Source organism: uncultured Roseibium sp., from assembly GCF_947499295.1.
Taxonomy (GTDB): Bacteria; Pseudomonadota; Alphaproteobacteria; order Rhizobiales; family Stappiaceae; genus Roseibium.
The window spans coordinates 38,282-58,603 of record NZ_CANMNP010000019.1 but is presented as its reverse complement, the minus strand read 5'-3'; the positions used below and the strand labels follow the sequence as shown (position 1 = coordinate 58,603).

The window sequence follows — 20,322 nt, the reverse complement described above, 5'->3', positions numbered from 1 at the left end:
TTGCTTCCGAGCGGCAAGTGTGCATCACTTTACGCAAGGGCATACAGTCGTGGGGCGCTGATCGTATCGGCAAGATCGATCTCCTTGTGAGGTTTGTCACAGTCTGACATCTGCTTGAGCGCTAAAGTATCGTCGAGGTTACAGCGCTGAGGACGTAATGCAAAATCGGAAATCGCATCCAATCGTGCTCTGGTCCGCCGGACCAAAAGCTCCAAAACCACTTGCCAGGCTTCGCAGGGCTGTTCGGATCGGATTGATCAGCCTTCCGCTTGGGCTTGCTTTGCCCGGGCAATACGCACTTGCTGCACCTACGCCCGAAGATGGCCGAAGGGTTGCGCTGGTCATCGGCAACCAGGACTATGAGTATGTCGAGCCGCTGGTGAACCCGATCAATGACACGCTCGCAATTTCAAAGGTGCTGCGTGAGGCCGATTTCGATGTCACGATCGGCAAGAATCTCAACAAGAAAGAGCTTGAGAAAGTCGTTCGGAGGTTTCTGCGTGAGCTGAAAGACGGCGATACGGCGCTGTTTTACTATTCCGGCCACGCGCTTCAGGTTGGCGAATCCAACTTCATTTTGCCGATCGATGCAAAACTCACTTCCGAATATGATTTGGAGTTTGAGAGTCTGAAGGTTTCGCATCTGCTAGATTACATGAAGGCGGCTTCAAGCCTGCAAATCGTGATGCTGGATGCCTGCCGTGACAATCCGTTTGAAATCGGTAGCCTGTTTTGGGGTGAAGAGGAGTATTCCCTCGGCAAGACGCGTGGGCTTAGGCGTATTCCCAACAAGCTTGGCGCATTCATTTCATACGCAACGCGTCCCGGTCAGGTTGCCTTTGACGGCGAGGGGCCCATGAGCCCTTTCACCACGTCTGTGGTTGGGCATGCCCTCAATCCCGCTCTGGAGATCAAGGATCTCATGACCAAGGTGCGGGATGAGGTCGTCAAAAAGACCGGTGGCCAGCAGATCCCTTACGAGGATTCTACGCTTGTCACGAATTTCTACTTCGTACCGCCAAAGCCGGAGCCCATCGTAACGGCGCATCACCGGGTAACGGTTTCTGCGGGCAAGGAGGCGGTTCCGTTGAGGATACCGGAACCAGTGCAACCCGAAGGCGGTAGTCTGCAGGCGACCTTGACACTCTCTCCAGAGAAGGGCGAATTGCGATTGCCTGGTGGCGCAGTCGTGTCTGAAGGCGACGTTATTGGCGCATCTGAATTGGCCAGTCTGGAATTTGTGCCCGCGCAGTCTGGTGCAGGTAACGTTGAACTGATCGGATATGAGGTCAAAGACCAGTGGGGCGGCACAGCCAACGCAATTGCCTCCATTACGGTTGCCCAGGCGATAGAGCCCGTAGACGACAATAAGGACCAGGAAGAACGCGCCGAGCGTCTGCGGGACTTGTTGGCCTGGCTGACGGATCAGGCAACGTCCGGTGCCGTCGATGCGGATATCGGAGTTGGACCGGTTAACATCTATCCGGAAGCCCCGGCAGATGGTCTGCCGGCAACCAGCGATTGGTTGAAAGTCGTTTCCGTTGATCCGGACCTGCAGCTTTCATCAGAAGGAAGGCTCCTTCAAAGCGGTGACAGATTTCCCGTTTCAGCCCTGCCAACGCTGACCGTGCGCCCACAGATTGGCAGTGAGACCGAGGCCGGAAAGTTTTCCTTAGAACTTCCTGCCGCCACCGGTCAGGCGACAACAATCACTCAGATTGTTCAACCGCGTGTCACTCAGTGCGATCAGTTGGCGACACAACCTTTCGATCTGCAGGCCGTTACAGAGGGCCGATTGGCCAACGATCTGGATCCGGATGCGGTGGACAAAGCCTGCGCCGCCGCGATGGCATCCTATCCTGAATTCGGTCGGTTTGTATTCCAGCGCGGGCGCGGCGCATTTGCTGCCGGAAACCTTGAACAGGCGAGCGCTTATTTTGAGCAGGCCTATCAAATGGGCCACGTACGAGCAGGCCAGGTTCTTGGACGCATGTATTATCTTGGCGCCGGTATTGACCGAAACCGGGAAAAGGCGGTCGAGCTCTATCGCAAGGCTGCGGAACGTGGTGATGCCTATGCGCTTCATTCTCTCGGCATGGCCGAGATCAGAGGCGAAGGAACAGCCCAGAATGAAGAAGCTGGACTGGAAAAACTTCTGCAGTCCGTGGAAGCCGGGCATACTTTTTCATACAACGCTATCGGCGGATTTTATCTACGCGGCCAGCACGTTGGCGAAAATGTTGACAGGGCTGTCTACTATTACAACAGATCTGCATCTCGAGATGACATCTACGGCTTCCTGAACATGGGGACCCTTTACCGAGACGGAAAAGGTGTTCCGCAGGACTTTGAAGCCTCTCTCGGGTGGTTCATGAAGGCGCACGACGGCGGTCACCCGGCAGCAGGCACTGCAATTGGGCTTCTTTACTTCAACGGCCAAGGCGTTGAAAAAAGTCCGGAGGAGGCGACCAAGTGGTTCCGGGAAAGTGCCCAACGTGGCGATGCCTGGGGTGCATTCAATACCGCTTTCATGCTTGGCAAGCTGTCCGGTGAGGCTGCCGCACGCGATCGCATCAGGATGCTTGCCATGGCAGTTGCAGTCGATCCTTCGTCGCAGGCAGCAGACAAAGCCAATGGATCGCTAAAAGATGCGGACAAGAGGTTGAAAGCCAAAGTTTTGCAGCAAGCATTGACGGATTTGGGTTTTGAACCTGGGCCCGTGGATGGTCAGCCAGGCAGGAAAACCCGAGAAGCGCTGGCAGAATTTTTTGAGGCGAGTGGTCGTGAGCCTGTTCAGGGTGACGAGGCCGTCATTTCATTGGTCAAGCATCAGTGGGAACAGAGCCGTCCACGTTACGATCTCTTTTAAATTTTCGATTTTCCCGAACCTGTTCGGGAAGGTCTTTGGGTTGATCGACGTTTTTGAGTTGGAGCATTCGGTCAGTTTTGCCGGAGTAAAATTTCCGGGGGCTAAGGAGAAAGACAATGAATTCACTACTGCGTTTAATACCTCTGGCTGGGATGGCCGCGTTTCTGGTCGCGGGCTGCCAGACGCAGCAGAACCCAAATCCAAACGCTGTTGCACAACCAGCTGCAGCTAACGCCTCCACTACAACAAGATCGACCACGCGTCCGGTCGTTGATCCCATCAACGATCCGTCACTTCGCGACAGTTCCAACGACAACGGTGGCGGCGGCGGTGGAAACGATAGCGGCGGCGGAAACGATAGCGGCGGCGGCAATGACAGTCCTGGCGGCGGCGGCGGCGGCTCTTGGGGCTAACGCGGTCCATTCGCGAGTTTGACATGAGATCAGCGATCCGACATTTGGGCCGGTTGGGGTTCCAACACATGGCCGCAGCTATGCTCTGTCTGTTTGCACTTGCTGCAACAGCTTCGGCAGGCGAATGGCGGGCGCTGGTAATCGGCATTGATGCCTATCGTCACGTTTCACCGCTCAAGGGAGCGGTGAACGACGCCAAGGACATTGCCGAAACGCTGACAGCCGCAGGCGTTCAGGATCTAACGACGCTTTTCGATGATGAGGCGTCGCGTGTCGCCATTCTCACAGCCTGGCAGGAATTGGTTGCCCGTTCCGAACCCGATGATGTGCTGGTGTTGTCTTATGCAGGCCACGGTGCTCAGGAAGCGGAGTGGCTCGCGGGCTCTGAAGAGGATGGGCTGGACGAGGTCTTTTTGCTCGCCGGCTTTGACGTTGCTGCACCTGGCAATGGTGAGCGTCTCAGGGACGACGACATCGCGGCAATGTTGCGAGCTGCCGGCCAGCGCAGCGTCATGGTGATCGCAGATAGCTGCCACTCCGGCACAATGACCCGCTCGATTGACCCGCGTGTCACACGGCTCGGGACAAGACTCATCGGTCTGCCGCCATTCGAGAACGACGTTTTGCGCTCTGCACCTGTCCATCCCGTGCTGGCGAAGGCCAATTCTGAAGATCTTCAGGAACTTCCGAATGTCATCTACGTTGGGGCGACTGTAGACGGACAAGTCATTCCAGAATTGATGATTGGCGGCGAACCGCGGGGAGTATTGAGCTGGGCTTTCGCACGCGGCGTTGAAGGACGCGCCGATCTGGACCGGGATGGCGGCATTTCGATGGCCGAGTTGAGCCGGTTCTTGCAGGAGACAGTTCGTGTGGCTACCGAAGGCAGGCAGTCACCCAGCCTCAGTGTTGGCGGGGACAGCCGTGCAGCTGTACTGCCGCGCGTGGAAGATACCTTTCTGGACGGCCGCGTATACGAGCTGACACTGTCAGCCAGTGCCGATGCCGCACGTCCGATCCTAGAGAACCTGACAACGCTGCACTCTGGCAGACTGAAGATTGCCGGCAGTGAAAATGCGGATCTTTTCTGGGATGTGGAAGAAGGAGACGTTCTGACCAAGTTTGGCGACATTGTTCTTCGCGGTCAGGCACAGAATGCAGATCGATTTGCTGATGTGGTCACCAAATGGGTCTTGCTGTCCGATCTTTATGCGCTTTCAAGGGATGTTCAGCCCATTGAAGGAAAACTGCAGCCTTCCGTCGGTCATATTCCGGAAGGAGCCGCGTTCAAGGTCGGGCTGACGTCAGACGAAGGTGGTTACATGACGGTTTTCGCTCTGGAAGCTGATGGGACCTTGAGGTTGCTGGCGCCGGACAAGAGAGCCGATCCTTTGGGCAAGGATACGCTTCTCGATGCCGACAAACCCTATGGCCTCAACTTGCGCGCAGCTTTGCCCTTTGGTGCAGATCACATTGTTCTGGTTCGCTCGAACAAACCAATGGTGCAACTTGTCGGCGTTTTGTCCGCGCTCGATGGAAAGGCACTCAGTCCCGAGCTCCTGCCAAGTCTCCTGAAGCTGATCAGGACCGCTGCAAGCGGTATCGGGATCGCGGGTGTCTATACCCAGCCTGCTGGATAAATGCGTGCCATTTGCACTGTGTTTGCTTGTCTGGGCTCGAAAAACTCCTTTGTGTGACCATAGCCACACTCAAATCGCCACACTCTGCTATAACTTGTTTCACAAGAACGGCTTTGGCACTTTGTCGCCGACTGCCGAACAGCACTTAACTTGGGAGACCGAGATGACGAGTTCATTCAAGAATATTCCTATGGGACGATGTATGAAGGCTGCAACTATCGGATCCGTGTTTTCTGTCGGGCTTGCCGCTGCTGTGAGCACCGCTTTCGCTGAGCCTGTCGCGCTTGTTCTGGACAAGTCAGAAGGCATTGGCGTTTCTGCATTTGAAGAACTGATGCCTGGCGACGTGATTGACCTCGGCAAGTCCGGGCATATCGATTTGCTCAGCTACGGTGCCTGTCAGGAAGTTCGCCTGATGGCTGGTATCGTGAATGTTTCTTCAAACGGCTACACACTCGAAGGCGGAGAAGAAAAGCTGCTGAGAGCCGGCAATTGCCTACAGGCCGAAAGTGGCTCGGAGGATGAGAAGGCCGACAAGGGCTTGACCGTGACGCTCCGGGGCCTGACCCTTGAGAACAAGAAGGCGGCGTCCCTGATGCTGCGTTTCGACAACAAGCTGCGTGAAGAATACGACAAGGTTTTTGTTTCTTTCGGCGGCGGTGCCCCGAAGCGATTTGACGTGCTCGACAACATCCTGACTGAAATGCCGGACCGCGTTGAAGAAGACGAATCCGTCGAAGTTGAGCTGTTTCTGCAGGGCAAGGCGCCGGACTACGGTGTTGTCATGCGCAAGATCACCATTGATCCCGTTCAGGTTGGACGAGAAACTGCGGTAGTCATCGTGAAATGACCTTTACGGGCCGGATTGCAGACGCAGCATTCGGCCGGAAACAGCTCATCGTGCTCATTGCATGTGTTGCGATGGGCATCGGTGGTATCGCCGGCTTGTCTGCGAAAAAGGCGATTTGGGAAGGTTGGTTTACCGACCGGCTTTTTCAGATCCGGGCCATTATGGGTGGTGCGCAGCCTTCCGCATCTGCGCCTGTTGCCGTGATTGGGCTGGATCAGGCGGCTCTCGATTCAGACAGGCTTTCACCTTATCCGCGCGTCTTGATGACGCCTGTACTGGCTGAAACCGGTCAGGCGATACTCGACGCCGGAGCCGTAGCGCTCGGCTTTGATTTTGTTTTCGCCTACAGCGCGGACTCCTTTGTGTATCCCGAGACTGGAGAAGAAAGCCTCCGGGGCTTTGATCTCCCATTTCAGCGCTTTCTTTTTGCCAATCGTGGCAGAGTATTTATTGCTCATACCGAAGTCGGTGTTCCGCACAGACGGTTCACTGCTGCGGCTGGCAGTGGCGGCGTGCGCTCAGTGATAATTTCTACTGACAGCGATGGTGTCGTGCGCAGCCACACGCCGCAGCTGCCGCTCGCTCAGTCGCCATATCTGATTGACGCGTTGTTGGGGGCCGCAAGGTCGTCGTTGTCGGAAACTTACACGGCAATTCCTGACGCCCGGTTGTCCTCCTCAATACCCTATCTATCCATGATCGATGTGCTGACCATGATGGAAAGTGAGGAGGGGCGCGAGAAGCTCAAGGAGTTCGCGCGCGGACGCATCATTCTGATTGGCAGTTTGATCCCGTTCGAAGATGAGCATCTTTATTCGGACCGTTTCTTGCCTGTCGCTTCAGCCGGCCAGGTGGAAACAGGGCAGAGCGGGCGACCCAGAGTACAGGCGCAGACGGCAGGTGTGTTCATCCTGGCCGATCTTGTTGGCGCTGCTTTGACCGGCCGTGTCGCTCTTGAACCTCCAGCTGGTCTGCTTTGGGGGCTTGCCATCGCTTTTGCGATCGCAGGAGCATTCGCTGGCCTCATGTTACCCTTGATGACCTTGCCGCTGATCGCCATTGGAGGGATCGCCGCCGCGCTGGGGATCAGCCTGGTGGGGCTGGAGTTCGGCTTTCTGATCGCGCCAGGCGTAGCGCCGGTCGCCTGCATCGTGGCGATGGTTGTCTCCGCATCCGGAAAGGTTGCGGTGCTGCAGCGCAAACAGAGATCTCTGGTCAGGCTTTTCAGCCACTATCTGGCGCCAGACGTTATTCGCCAGATGGCGCATTCAGAGCAATTGCCGGAACTAGGCGGGGACACAAGAACAGTTGTTGTTGCCTTTATTGATATTGCTGGCTTCACCAAGATGTCCGACAGTCTTGCCGACGGGGAAGTGGTCAAGATGGTCAATACGTGTTTCGACGAGATCGGACGCGTGATAACCGCGCATCACGGCTACATCGACAAGTATATTGGTGATGCAATTATGGCAGTCTGGAACGCACCCAACACGGTCGCCAATCCTGAACAGGCTGCTGTCGACGCGTCGCGTGAGATCGTCGGCCTGCTTGAAGTCCTCCGCCGGAAAACCGGCCAGCCTATTCTCGATCTGAGGGTAGCATTAAATGCTGGTCCTGTTCTGGTCGGAGATATCGGCGGTGAGTTCCGCCGATCATTTACTGTCATGGGTACGACGGTCAACACAGCCAGCCGAATAGAATCTGTGGCAAAGGACAAGAAGGTTCGCTTGGCCTTTAGCCAATCGGTAGCTCAAAATCTGACGAACACATATCCGGTTAAAGAAATCTGGACAGGCCAGTTGCGCGGCTTGAGCAAGGACATTTCTGTGTTCACCCTGGACAGCGCTGAAATGTACATGGAAGACGGTTACGCGGCGAAAGACAAATCCAAGCAACAACAGCCGAAATTGCTTAAGTTCCCGCGTTGACACCAATTTTCTGCGTTTTCTGCCTTTGCATCCAAACTTCCGATCCGGCATGATCAACCTGATCAGACCTACAGGTGCGAAGGGCGCCCTGAGGAAGCAAGGAAGGCGGTATGGCTCAATGGCCTGACAATTGGAATCAGGGTGTCAACAGGCCCGAGTTCGACCGGACCATTATCCGGCCGTCTGGAAAGCCGCAGCCTGCGCCGACGGCAGAACCCGCGAAAGCCACGCGGGAAACACCGATCAGGAAGACGCCGCCAGGGCAGAAAAAGTCCTCACCCAAACTTGTCTACGCCGGACTTGCGATTGGCTTTCTCCTATTCGGGGGAGTTGCAGGAGGTCTGGCGCATTTGTTTACCTCGGGATCCATCTCGTTCTCGCCTCCAGAAAATTTGCCGGGAAGCGATGTTGCGGTCCAAACGGAAAGCGATGACGCACCAGTTGAAGGCGACGCAGATGGCCAGGATGTTCAAGTAGCGGACACGGATGACCAACCATTGGAAATGGCCGACCCTGAAACCGTGGTTGCCAGTGACGATGATCTGGATATTCCAGCGGATCCGTTTTTCGATATGGCCTTGTCCGCTGTTATTCCGCTTGCAGGAGATCCGGTGTTGCTCGGCAGTGGTGCTTCGAGCAGGCGCATAGAACTCTCTGAACGGCCTGTCCCAACAAATGCGAATTCCGGCAATACAGCCGTCCCCACGTTGACGGCCTTCGTTCTTGACAGTCAGATGCTTGATGCTGACGGGAATCTCGTGATCCGTGCACCAGGCAGTGAAGCTGACTTCCAGTTTGGCAATTTCGGTGGTGGCGACGATACGGAGGGTCTGGTTGTCGAAGAGGACCAGGCAAGCGATGGCGGCACTGACCTTCCAGTATTCTTGAAGCCACCGACCGACACTCTGGACCTCTTTTTGACGGAGCGACCAATCGGGCAGGGGCCGAGCAGAATTGAGGTCAGAGAACGGATCGAAAAGGCGACGTCGCTGACGGATTATCTGAAGGCCAAGGGGTTCGACGTAGATGTCTTGAAACCCTTGCAGGAATTTGCACGAAACGAATTCAAGAAGGGCGATTTGATCGCAGGCGATACAATCGCTGTGCGTGGTGTTCGAATGCCAAATAAAGTCGGCCGGATCGGTGACTATTATCGTCCTGTACAGATTTCCTTTCATTCCAAGGATGGATATCTTGGGAGTGCCGCGTATTCCTTGAGCCGCGATGGAGACAGCTATGTTCACGGTGCTGACCCATGGTTTGGAAAAACAATCGTTGAGGAAAAGATCGTAAGCGACAAAAGCGCTGGCGATGGTAGCGCGGCAAACGATAAGACGCATCGATTGATCGATGGACTTTATGCAACAGCTGTTCGCAACGCGGTGCCGGCTTCAATTGTGGGTGAAGCCATTGCTTATCTGGCACCAACGACCGACCTGAAGCGGGCGATCAAACCGGATGAACGCTTTACCCTCGTGTTCACTGACGCACCAAGAGACGAAAAACGAGGTGGTGGCCGGGTTCTGTTTGCCGGCGTAAGGCGAGGTGACGACTGGTCAGTGCGTTGCTACGTGCTCAAAGCCCCTGGCAACAGAGGCTTTGCTTGCGTCAGCGAAGGCGGAAAAGTTAGCCTTTCAGGCGCAATGCTTGTTCCGGTTAAAGGGGTTTTGACCTCAAAATTCGGCATGCGTTTTCACCCGATTAAAAAGACGGAACGGCTGCATGCGGGTGTTGATTGGGCTGCACCAACGGGAACACCCATTCGAGCCGCGTTTTCTGGAAAGGTGACCTACCGAGATGTGCGAGGAGGGTACGGCAATTTCATCGAGCTCACACACAAGGATGGGATTACGACCAGATATGCTCATATGCACGAGTACGGTGATGGTATTGAAAAAGGGACGGTGGTCCAAGCCGGTGACCTGATCGGCTATGTTGGTACGACGGGGCTGTCAACCGGTCCGCACCTGCATTTTGAAATCCGGCAACGGGGTGAGCCGACCGACCCGCTGGCCTTTGAAATGGAAACCGGATCCGACGCACCGCAATCCGTTGCAAGCAAGGATCTCAAGGATTATCGCTCGGTCGTCGGCGAAATCTTGAGTGTGCAGTAGGCAGGTACCCAGTCTGTTTTTGGAAAGCCAAAGAACTCATCACGTTTGCCGTGGCTTAAGTTTCCGGAAGCGTAGATGGGATAGCTCGGCAACGTTTTCCCAAACGCAGGTCTCGTTGAGACGCTGGCTCAGAAAACGGCTGCCGTCCAAACGTGGGTTTTAAAGGCTCTGCGATCGAAGCAAGGATGGTGTTGGCCGTAGCACCGGGCAATCCGGCTTGCCTTCTTATATTTATGGCCGCCAGGGACATGCGAAACGAAGTTTCCCGTGTCTCGCATATCCCGGAGTTATTAGTCTCGGCACTGGTCGCCAGAAGATAGAGAGCAGCGCGCCGGTCGAACCACCGTCCTTGGTTCAACTCAATCTGTCGTGACGCTCAGCTCACCATCAGATGCGTGGACCGTTGCTGTCTTGATCTCCTCACCATTCATTTGGGCTGTCAGGAAGGCTCTGGAGAGTTTCGGCAACAGGTCGTTGGTCAGAATGTTGTCGATCATACGCCCACCGCTGTCAGGATCGCGGCAGAGCGACACAATATGCGCAACGACGTCGTCTCCATAGACCAGTTCCGCATTTTGGTTTTGTTTGACCCGTTTTACGACGCGGTTGAGCTGCAATCGGATGATGAAACCGAGCACGGATGGCGACAGCGGGAAATAGGGGATCGTGACAATACGACCGAGCAGAGCAGGTGGGAAAACGTCCAGCAAAGCGGGTCGAAGGTCTTCTGCAAGTTTTTCCGGATCAGGTGCATTTGGGTCGACTGCCGCAACCGTCGGATCATCGGATATAGGCTGGTCGAGTATGTGGCCTGCAGCATCCATGATCTGATCCGTACCCACGTTTGAGGTCAACAGGATCAGTGTGTTGCGGAAGTCGATCTTCCGGCCCATTCCATCTTCCATCCAGCCCTTGTCGAAGACCTGGAAGAAGATTTCGTGCACGTCCGGGTGTGCTTTTTCCACTTCGTCCAACAGAACCACGGAATAGGGTTTCCGGCGTACGGCTTCGGTCAGTCGGCCTCCTTCACCATACCCAACATAGCCGGGAGGAGCTCCTTTCAGGCCGGATACGGAATGCGCCTCCTGAAATTCCGACATGTTGATTGTGATCAGGTTGTCTTCACCGCCGTAGAGTGCCTCGGCGAGTGCAATCGCCGTTTCGGTCTTGCCGACGCCGGAAGGGCCGCAAAGCATGAAGACGCCGATCGGCTTGTCCGGGTTGCCCAGTTGGGCACGGCTCGTCTCTATCCTTTTTGAGATCATGCCAAGTCCATGCGCCTGACCAATCACGCGCTTGTTCAGCGTGTCGGAAAGGCTGAGAATTGTCGCCATTTCATCCTGAACCATGCGACCAACGGGAATACCGGTCCAGTCGGCTATGATCGTGGCAACTGCGTCGTCATCGACGTAGGCGAAGACCATCCGATCTTCTTCAGGGATCTCCGCCAGTGCCTCACGGTTCTCCTTAAGGGCCATCCGGATCGCTTCCTCGTCCTCAAGATCTACATCCAGGTCGAGATCCAGATCGTCGATCGGAACAAGAGAGGGTTTGTCGGCGTTCTCAACTTCTTCGGGCGCACTTTCCGGCATCGGTGCGGCTTCACCATTCCTGAGCCGGGCAAGCGCGGCATTCAGGCTGCGAATGCCGGCTACCAGCTTGCGCTCTTTCTCCCATGCTTCCTGAACATCTTCTATTGCGGTTTCCGTGTTTGCAATCGCTTCATCGATCGCCTCGAGTTGCTCCGCACTGTCATGGCCAAGTTCGGCATCGTTCAAAAGGGCCTGTTTTTCGGTTTCCAGAAAGCCTTTTTTTGCGACGAGGTCAGAAAGGCGAGCAGGATGAGCTGCTTGCGAAATGTTGACTTTGGCCGAGGCCGTATCCAGGACGCTGACTGCTTTGTCGGGCAGTTGCCGTGCAGGAATGTAGCGGCGAGACAGGGAAACTGCAGCCTTTACCGCACTGTCTAGAATGCGCACCTGGTGATGGTCTTCCATCGGGCCGAGAAGGCCACGCACCATTGTGAAACATTTTTCTTCGTCCGGCTCATCCACCTGTACCGGCTGAAAGCGACGTGTAAGTGCGGGGTCTTTTTCAAAATGCTGCCTGTATTCGGACCAGGTGGTGGCCGCCACGGTTCGCAGCGTCCCGCGGGCAAGTGCGGGCTTCAATAGGTTGGCTGCATCGCCGGTGCCTGCAGCGCCGCCTGCACCAACTAGTGTATGCGCTTCGTCAATGAAGAGGATGGTCGGCACTATGGAGGCATGAACAGCGTCGATGACAGCGCGCAGGCGTTTTTCGAATTCACCCTTCATAGAGGCTCCGGCCTGCAACAAGCCGAGATCAAGAGCGCACAGCCTTGTACCGAGCAAGGCCGGCGGGACATCACCCGACACGATCTTCTGGGCGAAGCCTTCAACAATTGCCGTTTTACCAACACCGGCTTCGCCGGTGAGAATTGGATTGTTCTGGCGGCGGCGCATCAGAACGTCGATAACCTGCCTGATTTCCTCATCACGACCAACAATGGGGTCAAATTCGTTGGCTCGCGCACGCGCCGTGAAATCGACCGTGAACTGGGTGAGCGCATCCTCACCCATACCGCTGCCCGGGGATGCTTCAGTCGCTTCGCCAGGTGCTGCACCAGGAGCGGCCTTCGGGCCGGACCCATCGATCGGCCGAGCACCCGTTTCGGACGACGCGCCGGCAATGGATTCAAACTCCCGGATGATTTCATCCTTGTTGAGTGTTTCCAAAGTGGAGGAGTACCTGCAAAGCTGACGCCAGGAGCTTTTGTCGCCCATGACCGCAAGCAGCACGTAGGCTGAACGGATCTTGTAGTCGCCAAAGCGCAGTGTCCCTTCGAACCAGGCACGCTCCAGTGCTTCCTGAAACGGAGCCGACATGGAGGGCAATTCGGTCTGGTTGATTTTGAGATCCGAAATGGCCTGCTGCAGGTCCGCGTGAACGGTTCCAAGATCGATCCCGTAGTGCCGGAGAATATGCGTCAGATCCGTATTCTCGTCCCGGATCAGATAATAGAGCCAATGCAGGATTTCCAAGTGCCGATGACCGGAACTTTTGGTGAGCCGCATGGCCTTTTCCAGGCACTCATAACTTACCGTGGTAAGTTTGTTGGCAACAGTTTCAACCAGAATGTCACTCATAACATCGGCCTTTCAAATTAGAGACCTATTGATAGACGGTAGTATGGCGGCGCACAGGCCGGAAACGGGTGTCGGTCAGCATCTCTTCATCTTCAAATTCGAACTCTTCCTCTTCCGGTTCATCCGAAGGAGGGGGCTTCAGCCAGCCAATATGCCCAAGAGTTGCAGAGCTGCTGCTGTTCATCTGAACGGCGGAAGCACAGCGTCTGGGCAGGGCCAATTCGATCTCGTATTCAATTTCCAGACCGAGATAGAAATCGATCAGATCAAAGAGCTTTTCGGTCCAAAGGTTTGGCTTTGTCCGGGTAGGTGGCAAAAACTTGCGGTATTCTTCCAGGGAGCTGGTGAAGATCCTTATGCGGATCTTGTCGCTGACACTGTAGACCTTGGCACCAACGATCGTGTCCGCCCCCAATTGGCCAGCGCCACCCGGACCGAAACCGCCGAGGCTGAGTTGGTCGTCCTTGTCCAGGTGCAGCCAGGTGCCAACACATTGGTCGATTTCGACGTCAACGCCAAAAACGCCGGTAATCAGCGCCTTTAGCCGCGCAGCGCTTTTTGTCTTGGAAGACGTAAGGCCTGCATAGAGAAGTTTGAGGCGATCATCGATGTGGTCGAGGTCGCGGAATATGGGGGAACCGATCCCGATCGGCGCTCCAAGATAGGCCAGGAAGCGGTCGTCGTCTGGCCGGTCGTGCTGCACAATCGGTCGCGCGTCAGCCCACGCTCGGTAAAACAGCTGAACAAAGCGATTGTTGAAGACATCGAGGAAGCGCGGAAAGCTGTCCTCGCCGCGCAGGCCGCGCATGATGGCTTCGTCAGTATAGGCAGCCGGCAGGGCACCGTGAGGCCCCAGCATTCCCAGGAAGCGTTCCAGCAGCACAAGTCCACCATCTGCATCACGGGTTGCGCGTTCAATCGTGGACGGTGCGTATTCGCTGGATGGATCTTGCCCGAAACGGACAATATCTTCCATCGACCGGCGACTTTTTCCAATTCGGGGTGGGGCGGGTTCATCCGCCTTCTTCTTTGGATCCATACCGGCTGGAGCTTGCGCGCCAGGCGCGGTTTGTCCCTCCAGCATGCGCAGCACCGCCAGGAGGTCATGTCCACCCGGATGTTTTTCGATACGGGCACTCAATGCAGCCAGTAGAGATGCATATTGCTGCTGAACGGGAACCTCTATCCTCGCTTCTTCGTTCGGTAGAGGTTCTGTTTCCAGGTCAGACTGTGCGTCTGGTGTTGCCTCAAACGGTTCCGCAGTCTCTGCCTTGATTTCGTCCGGCAGATCTTCCGAAGTGGCCTGCTTCTCCGGTTCGCGATCTTCTTCCTGTTGCTCAGGAACATCTGGGAACTTGGCATTTACGACGGTTTTGTCCGGCTCATTGAACACAGGCTCTTCAGCTGCGTCGCTTGGCATTTCGGTCTCTTCCGGAAAAACACCTTCGTCCTGAGCAGGGCCTGTATCAGGCCAGGGTGTTTCCAGATCCGCAGGTTCAAGCGCAAGCGTTTTGACAACTTCATGCTGAACGTCGGTACTCTCGGTGGTTGCTTGCCAATCAGCCGGCTTTTGCGCGCCGATTTGAACAACCGTCTTGTCGGCGGCGGCCTTCCGGTCCGGCTTGTTCTTTTTCCCGCGTGCGCGCTTGTCGTCCTTGCCGCTCATAGGATGCCCTTTGCGCCGATCCTCGGTGGCCATTTCATAATCGTTCCACGTTCCGTGGTGGCAATAACGCATTGGGTGAAGTGATTGATGGATGCATATTCTGCAAGAAACCGATCCAGCACAGCTCCCATCAGAAAGGCGCTGGCGCCTTCGAATGCCTTGTCGTCCAGTGTAATGGTAATTTCCAGACCTCGGGCCACACCGGTGCCGGACTTTTGCTGAAGTCTTCGAACGACCGGACGGGTTGAAACTGAGCGAACCGACTGTGCCTGACGATCAGATGCGTTGTCCGACAATGGCGCGAAGACGCTCAGGAGATCGCGGAAAGAGCGTCCGTCTTCTCCGGCCGCATCGTGCACAAGTCCGGTGTGGTTGAGCGCCAGAATATTGATAAGCCTCCAGGCGATCGCTCCGGTATGGCCTTCTTCACCCAGCCGTTCATTGTAGGAAAGCAAAGGTGGTCTTGGCGCGGTCGGTCCAGCGACACAGTCGACTTTGAGACTGACGTCTTCGAGAATACGGAAATCGCCGACCGACGCCTTGTCCGGATTGGTCCCGACCGGAAGATCTGCCGCAAGCGAACGGTTCGATGCCATGACCTTCAGCGACAGTTCCGCCAACCGTTTGTCACCACTTTGCAATAGGGCCGTGGCCTGTGCACCACTGGAAATGGAAATGAATGTCTCGGTCCCGATATATGGGCTTGGCTGCATACGACGCAGTTCCGATGAGGACTGTCTGCGAGGCAAACGGCGTATGGTGTAGAACCACTCATGCCCTGCCTTTTCGGTGTCGGGAGCAACACTGTAAAGCGGATCCACAGCCCGTTTCTGTCCGCCCGAGAAGTGGGCATTTACTTCCGTAACCGCGTGCACCTCATAATCCAGGGGGCGGGTTCTGTCCGCAATAACCGCGAATTCATGCTGGCCTTTCTTGATCGGAACACGATCGGTTTGACGTTCGAACAGATTGACGGCCGGTGAGGCGTGCAGAGCGAAAATCTTGTGCTCGACATGTGCTGGCAGACGGGTTTCCGCTTCGTCGAACACGAATATGAGTTCAAAGGACTTCGCATTGATCCGGTCGAGATAGCGACGCAGGCCGGTTAGGCGAAAGCCAAGGAAACTGCGGGGAAAGTTGAAGTAGTCGCGAATGTGGTCGAAGCCGACAAAAAGACGCCGGTCATTGTGCAGGAGCGCGTCTTCTTCATCGAACCCGAGTTGCTCGATCGCACTGACGGGGACGCGGTGAAGGGTTGCCTGACCGTAGGAATCTTCTGTTCTCAGATAGAGCGCAATTGTGTGCCCGAAGATCTGCTCATAAACCTTTGCGGCAAGATCCATTGGACCGATGAGGCGGATAGGCAGTTCATTTATCCTGCAGCCCGCAACCTGATACTCGGGCTTCTTTTGCGCAACTTCCGCCGAAACCTCGTTTTCGGGGTCTTCTGCCATGCGGTGGGTGAGGGTGATCGACAGGCCTGCACGCGCGCGCTTGTCTTCAGCCATTTCAGCGCCGAGGCCAGAGATTTGAGCCGCAGAACTCAGATATTTTGCATCTGTCAGTTCAAGAGGCGTCATTGTGATCGGTGCACACAAAGTAAAGCGGCACCGGACCTCACCCCTCCGCTCCCGGAAAACAGCTTCCATGGGAGCATGGCGCGCGATCTTGATACCGTTGCGCAGGTTGGCATCTCCATATTTTGGTGTCACTCGGGCGAGGACCATTGATGGTATCGGTGCTAGTGCGGTTGGATAGAGCTGTTCAAAAAGATTGGATGTGAACTCTGAAAACTCGTGTTTCATCTTCAGTTGGACGCGTGCAGCCAGGAATGCGGTTCCCTCCAGCAAACCTGAAAGCATCGGATCGGATCTGTCTTCCAGAAGGCCACCAAGCCTTTCTGCAACAGCCGGATATGCCTCTGCAAAAGCGACACCCTGTTCACGCAGATAGGTGAGCTCCTGATTGTAGAGATCTAGAAATTCCCGGTTCATCCAGCCGCCCCAACTATCTTAATTCGACCGAAGGCAGGGTCGACATCCGCGACGAATTCACTGCCCACGCGCACCGGATCACACCGGATTTCTGCCTTGATCAGAAAGCGAACCTTGAAGGTTTCGCCGCTGTCGCTGTCGTCGCGCACAACTTGAAGCGTGCGCGGGTCCATTCGAGGCTCAAAACGAACGAGTGCCTGTCGAATGTCCTCGGCAAGTTGGTTGATCCTGATTGTGTCGACCACATGGACGGACAAATCGGGCAAACCATAGTTCAAAATGGAGTTTTCGACTTCCGGGTACTCCGAAAGGTCCTGGGTCGAATTCAGATTGACAGTGTTCAAAAGCGCTTGAAGGTCACGGCGGACTTCGGCGAGCAAAGTATTTTCAGAAACACCGTAGGAACGTGAAAGCCGTCGGCCGGATTTAAGGTTTCGGCCCTTTTCAGCTTCCTTCTGCTTCGCCTGAGCAGCCTTGAAGTCCGGGTCGTCCATGGCCCGAAAAGCCCACATCAGCGGGGAGTGCATTTTCACGGTTGATTTAGCCATTGGCTATGCCCACGCTGGAGGCCCAAATACATCTACTGTTGAACAAAGTTGCCGCGCTGTTGGAATGGAAACGATTGTCACATCGCGGCAAAAAAGGACCGGCTGCCGCACCAGAAGGGCGGCAGCCGGTTCGGCGAAAGGCCTTACTTCTTTTCGTTTGCAGCGATGTCCCATGCAAACTCTGGAGCAGCGCCCTTGGAGCCATCAGCTTTCTGCTCGGTGTAGATGAATTTGTATTCACCGAAGTTGAGCGTCGCGCTTTCCGTAATCCGGTCGTCGGAACCACTGCCACCTGTCGAGACGTTGGTGACGATGATGTCCTTCATTTCCAGCTTGATGTATTCCAGCGGGTTATCGCCGGCCGCTTTGCGGACGTACATCGTACCCTTGGCAATGTGCTTGCCGGTGGACACATGCTGAAGCAGTACCGGTGTCGATTTGTCGACATATTTGGTAATACTCAGATCCTGGAAGAAAGCTTTACCTGAGCCGGAGCCACCACCCATATGCGTGGTACCGGACTGGGAAGCACCCCAGGACCAGGACAGAACATCAATTTCGTCCTTGTGGGACTTGTCCTGAGATTCACCATTGATTCCATCAAGTTTCAGAAAAAAATCGACAGCCATTTTAAAAGATCCTCTTGGTTGTTGACGGCCAGAAAAAAATGCCTGGCATTGCGTCTACTAATCTTGACAACTACCTCGGACCATACGGTCCAAACCCCTAGGCGCGTTCGCGTCTCGTTTGCACCTCCACCCGGTGAAACCGGGTTGCATCCGATTGGGATGCCTGCCGGAAGAACGGGCCAACGCCCTTCCGGCAATTCTTGTCAATCAGCTCGCGTCTTGTGGAATGCGGGACGCCAGGCTCATGCCAATGTCCATGCCTTCCAGCTGATAGTGTGGACGCAGGAAGAACTGAGCTCTGTAGTAACCCGGGTTTTCCTCGTCGGCGACGATGGTGACCTTGGCTTCCCTCAGCGGTTTGCGCGCCTTGGTTTCCTCGGTCGAATTGTCCGGATCACCATCGACATAATCCATGATCCAGTCGTTCAGCCAACGCTGCAGCTGAGCTGCTTCCTTGGTCGAACCGATCTTGTTGCGCACCATAACTTTGAGGTAATGGGCAAAACGCGTGGTCGCAAACATGTAGGGCAGACGCGCAGAAAGATTGTCCGATGCGGTTGCATCCTTGCCGTCCGGACCCGAGAACTGACGCGGCTTGAATACGGACTGTGCACCCAGGAAGGCGGCCTGGTCCGTGTTCTTGCGGTGGATCAGCGGGATCAGTCCCAAACGGGAAATCTCGTGTTCACGGCGATCGGAAATCGCAACTTCAGCCGGGCATTTCTGGTCGACACCACCGTCATCGGTCTCAAAGACGTGTGTTGGAAGGTCTTCCACAAGGCCGCCGCTTTCCACGCCGCGAATACGAACGGTCCAGCCGTATTCCTTGTAGGCACGGTTGACATTGACTGCCATCGCATAGGCCGAGTTCATCCAGGCGTAATTCTGGTGTGTGTCTTCACCGAACTCTTCCTCGAATGCGAATTCTTCAACAGGGTCTGACTTGGCTCCATAAGGCTGCCGCGCCAGGACGCGAGGCATGGTCAGGCCCAGATACCGGGCATCTTCCGATTCCCGCAATGTCCGCCATTGTGCGTGGATCTCCGTGTCAAAGATCTTCGAAAGATCCCGTTTTGCCGGAAGTTCAGTCCAGTCGTCCATTTGCATCAGTTGCGGATTTGCTGCTGCAAGGAACGGCGCGTGAGCCGCCGATGCAATTTTTGCCATGCCGCGCAATATGGTGATGTCCTGGGGCTCGTAGGAGAACTCGTAGTCACCGACAAGGCATCCATAGGGTTGACCGCCAAGCTGACCGAACTCAGCCTCATAGATCTGCTTGAACAGCGGGCTCTGGTCCCACTTGGCGCCGCGGTAACTCTTGAAGACACCTGCCAGTTCCCTTTTAGAGATGTTCAGGAACTGCAGTTTCAGCGTCGCATCCGTCTCGGACTGGTGAACGAGATAGTCAAGCCCACGCCAGGCACTCTCAAGCGTCTGGAATTCAGGTGCGTGAATGATTTCATTCACCTGTTCCGTCAGCTTCTCGTCCAGCTTGGCGATCATCTCATCGATGGTGTCATAGACATCATCCTTGATAAGCGCCTGGTCGGTAAGTGCCTCCGAAAGGAAGGTCGACATTGCATTGTCGACGAGTTCGTTGGCGGTATCATTCTCGTTCTTGATGCGAAAATTCTGCTTCAAGATAGAGGCAAATTCTTCGGGACTTTTTTCACCCGCGACTTCGCCCGCCGCTGCGCCGCTTGTTTGGGCGCTAGTATCAGTGTTGCTCATTTACGCCTCCTCCGTATCGTCGCCTTTGTCTGCACCGTCTGTCGACATTGCCTTGTCGGCTTCGATTTTCTGAGCAAGGGCCTGCATAAGTGCCGGGTCCCGTGTCAGTTCTTCCAGCTGAGAGATGGCCTGAACACGTCCATCCATCATGGTACGCAGCGCTGCAAGACTGCGACGCGCTTCCAGAAGCTTGTTGAGCGCCGGAACCTGTTCGGCAACTTTGCCCGGTGTAAAATCGTCCATGCTCTTGAAGCGGAGTTGAACGCTCATCTTGGAATTTTCTTCGCCTGACAGTTTGTCTTTCACGGTGAAGGACGTTCCTGGTTCGATGGCTTCCATGCGCTTGGTGAAGTTGTCCATGTCGATGTCGAGAAGTTTGCGATCATCGATATCCGGTTTTTCGACACCTGGGTTATCGCCAGACAGGTCAGCCATAACGCCCATTACGAAAGGAAGTTCCACTTTCTCTTCAGCATCAAAGGGATCTTCGTAAAAAATATGGACCCGGGGAGGTCTATTGCGCTTAATAAAGCTTTGCCCGCTACTCTTTGCCATTGTACTTGCCTTTCACGTTTCTGACCGAATAGTCCTTGGCCAAATCTAGTCAAATACTAACGCAGGGCGTCTTCTTATTGATTCGTTGTTTGGGTCTGCGTTGTGTCTTGTTGATCCTTATGTACTTCGATTGCCGGGTTCAGGAAGTGATCACAGTCACATGATCGCCGGTTTACAAGTTTTCTTTCAAATATTGAGGACCTGTTGAGCTGTTGAGT

General features: G+C 55.2%; 13 protein-coding genes. 6 read left to right on the top strand and 7 right to left on the bottom strand.

The window, feature by feature from the left end; all coding sequences use genetic code 11:
• Nucleotides 1-157: 157 nt before the first annotated feature.
• The 6 genes from Q0835_RS24445 to Q0835_RS24420 all read left to right on the top strand — a co-directional run bounded on the left by Q0835_RS24445 (nt 158) and on the right by Q0835_RS24420 (nt 9,814).
• Nucleotides 158-2,869, top strand: coding sequence for a caspase family protein (locus tag Q0835_RS24445; protein ID WP_298965181.1), 2,712 nt, complete (start codon nt 158-160; stop codon nt 2,867-2,869).
• 116 nt (nt 2,870-2,985) lie between these two features.
• Complete coding sequence (locus tag Q0835_RS24440) at nt 2,986-3,282, top strand: hypothetical protein (protein WP_298965179.1); 297 nt, start codon at nt 2,986-2,988, stop codon at nt 3,280-3,282.
• A gap of 68 nt (nt 3,283-3,350) precedes the next feature.
• Nucleotides 3,351-4,922 (top strand): caspase family protein, encoded by a 1,572-nt coding sequence (locus Q0835_RS24435; RefSeq protein WP_298965176.1) that lies wholly within the window; start codon nt 3,351-3,353, stop codon nt 4,920-4,922.
• Nucleotides 4,923-5,085: 163 nt separating this feature from the next.
• Nucleotides 5,086-5,772, top strand: a complete 687-nt coding sequence (locus Q0835_RS24430; RefSeq protein WP_298965174.1) for a hypothetical protein — start codon at nt 5,086-5,088, stop codon at nt 5,770-5,772.
• On the top strand, nt 5,769-7,700 hold the full coding sequence (locus tag Q0835_RS24425) for an adenylate/guanylate cyclase domain-containing protein (RefSeq protein WP_298965172.1): 1,932 nt from the start codon (nt 5,769-5,771) through the stop codon (nt 7,698-7,700). The genes Q0835_RS24430 and Q0835_RS24425 overlap by 4 nt, the downstream gene beginning before the upstream one ends.
• A 110-nt stretch (nt 7,701-7,810) precedes the next feature.
• On the top strand, nt 7,811-9,814 hold the full coding sequence (locus Q0835_RS24420) for a M23 family metallopeptidase (protein WP_298965169.1): 2,004 nt from the start codon (nt 7,811-7,813) through the stop codon (nt 9,812-9,814).
• 359 nt (nt 9,815-10,173) lie between these two features.
• On the opposite strand, the gene tssH is transcribed toward Q0835_RS24420, so the two are convergent.
• The 7 genes from tssH to tssB all read right to left on the bottom strand — a co-directional run bounded on the left by tssH (nt 10,174) and on the right by tssB (nt 20,104).
• Nucleotides 10,174-12,981 (bottom strand): type VI secretion system ATPase TssH, encoded by a 2,808-nt coding sequence (gene tssH / locus Q0835_RS24415; protein WP_298820746.1) that lies wholly within the window; start codon nt 12,979-12,981, stop codon nt 10,174-10,176.
• A 25-nt stretch (nt 12,982-13,006) separates the two neighbouring features.
• Nucleotides 13,007-14,680 (bottom strand): type VI secretion system baseplate subunit TssG, encoded by a 1,674-nt coding sequence (tssG, locus tag Q0835_RS24410; RefSeq protein WP_298965167.1) that lies wholly within the window; start codon nt 14,678-14,680, stop codon nt 13,007-13,009.
• Complete coding sequence (gene tssF / locus Q0835_RS24405; RefSeq protein WP_298965164.1) at nt 14,644-16,641, bottom strand: type VI secretion system baseplate subunit TssF; 1,998 nt, start codon at nt 16,639-16,641, stop codon at nt 14,644-14,646. Before tssF ends, tssG begins: the two co-directional genes overlap by 37 nt.
• Nucleotides 16,638-17,189, bottom strand: coding sequence for a type VI secretion system baseplate subunit TssE (gene tssE, locus Q0835_RS24400; RefSeq protein WP_298820740.1), 552 nt, complete (start codon nt 17,187-17,189; stop codon nt 16,638-16,640). The genes tssF and tssE overlap by 4 nt, the downstream gene beginning before the upstream one ends.
• Before the next feature lie 143 nt (nt 17,190-17,332).
• Complete coding sequence (locus Q0835_RS24395) at nt 17,333-17,818, bottom strand: type VI secretion system tube protein Hcp (RefSeq protein WP_298820738.1); 486 nt, start codon at nt 17,816-17,818, stop codon at nt 17,333-17,335.
• A 207-nt stretch (nt 17,819-18,025) separates the two neighbouring features.
• Nucleotides 18,026-19,549, bottom strand: a complete 1,524-nt coding sequence (gene tssC, locus Q0835_RS24390) for a type VI secretion system contractile sheath large subunit (RefSeq protein WP_298820736.1) — start codon at nt 19,547-19,549, stop codon at nt 18,026-18,028.
• Nucleotides 19,550-20,104: a type VI secretion system contractile sheath small subunit gene (gene tssB, locus Q0835_RS24385; protein WP_298820734.1), complete on the bottom strand. Its 555-nt coding sequence runs from the start codon at nt 20,102-20,104 to the stop codon at nt 19,550-19,552.
• Nucleotides 20,105-20,322: the final 218 nt, after the last annotated feature.

Coding starts and splice junctions, on each gene's coding strand:
- Q0835_RS24445 (WP_298965181.1), top strand. CDS start 158: ATGCAAAATCGGAAATCGCATCCAATCGTGCTCTGGTCCGCCGGACCA.
- Q0835_RS24440 (WP_298965179.1), top strand. CDS start 2,986: ATGAATTCACTACTGCGTTTAATACCTCTGGCTGGGATGGCCGCGTTT.
- Q0835_RS24435 (WP_298965176.1), top strand. CDS start 3,351: ATGGCCGCAGCTATGCTCTGTCTGTTTGCACTTGCTGCAACAGCTTCG.
- Q0835_RS24430 (WP_298965174.1), top strand. CDS start 5,086: ATGACGAGTTCATTCAAGAATATTCCTATGGGACGATGTATGAAGGCT.
- Q0835_RS24425 (WP_298965172.1), top strand. CDS start 5,769: ATGACCTTTACGGGCCGGATTGCAGACGCAGCATTCGGCCGGAAACAG.
- Q0835_RS24420 (WP_298965169.1), top strand. CDS start 7,811: ATGGCTCAATGGCCTGACAATTGGAATCAGGGTGTCAACAGGCCCGAG.
- tssH (WP_298820746.1), bottom strand. CDS start 12,981: ATGAGTGACATTCTGGTTGAAACTGTTGCCAACAAACTTACCACGGTA.
- tssG (WP_298965167.1), bottom strand. CDS start 14,680: ATGGCCACCGAGGATCGGCGCAAAGGGCATCCTATGAGCGGCAAGGAC.
- tssF (WP_298965164.1), bottom strand. CDS start 16,641: ATGAACCGGGAATTTCTAGATCTCTACAATCAGGAGCTCACCTATCTG.
- tssE (WP_298820740.1), bottom strand. CDS start 17,189: ATGGCTAAATCAACCGTGAAAATGCACTCCCCGCTGATGTGGGCTTTT.
- Q0835_RS24395 (WP_298820738.1), bottom strand. CDS start 17,818: ATGGCTGTCGATTTTTTTCTGAAACTTGATGGAATCAATGGTGAATCT.
- tssC (WP_298820736.1), bottom strand. CDS start 19,549: ATGAGCAACACTGATACTAGCGCCCAAACAAGCGGCGCAGCGGCGGGC.
- tssB (WP_298820734.1), bottom strand. CDS start 20,104: ATGGCAAAGAGTAGCGGGCAAAGCTTTATTAAGCGCAATAGACCTCCC.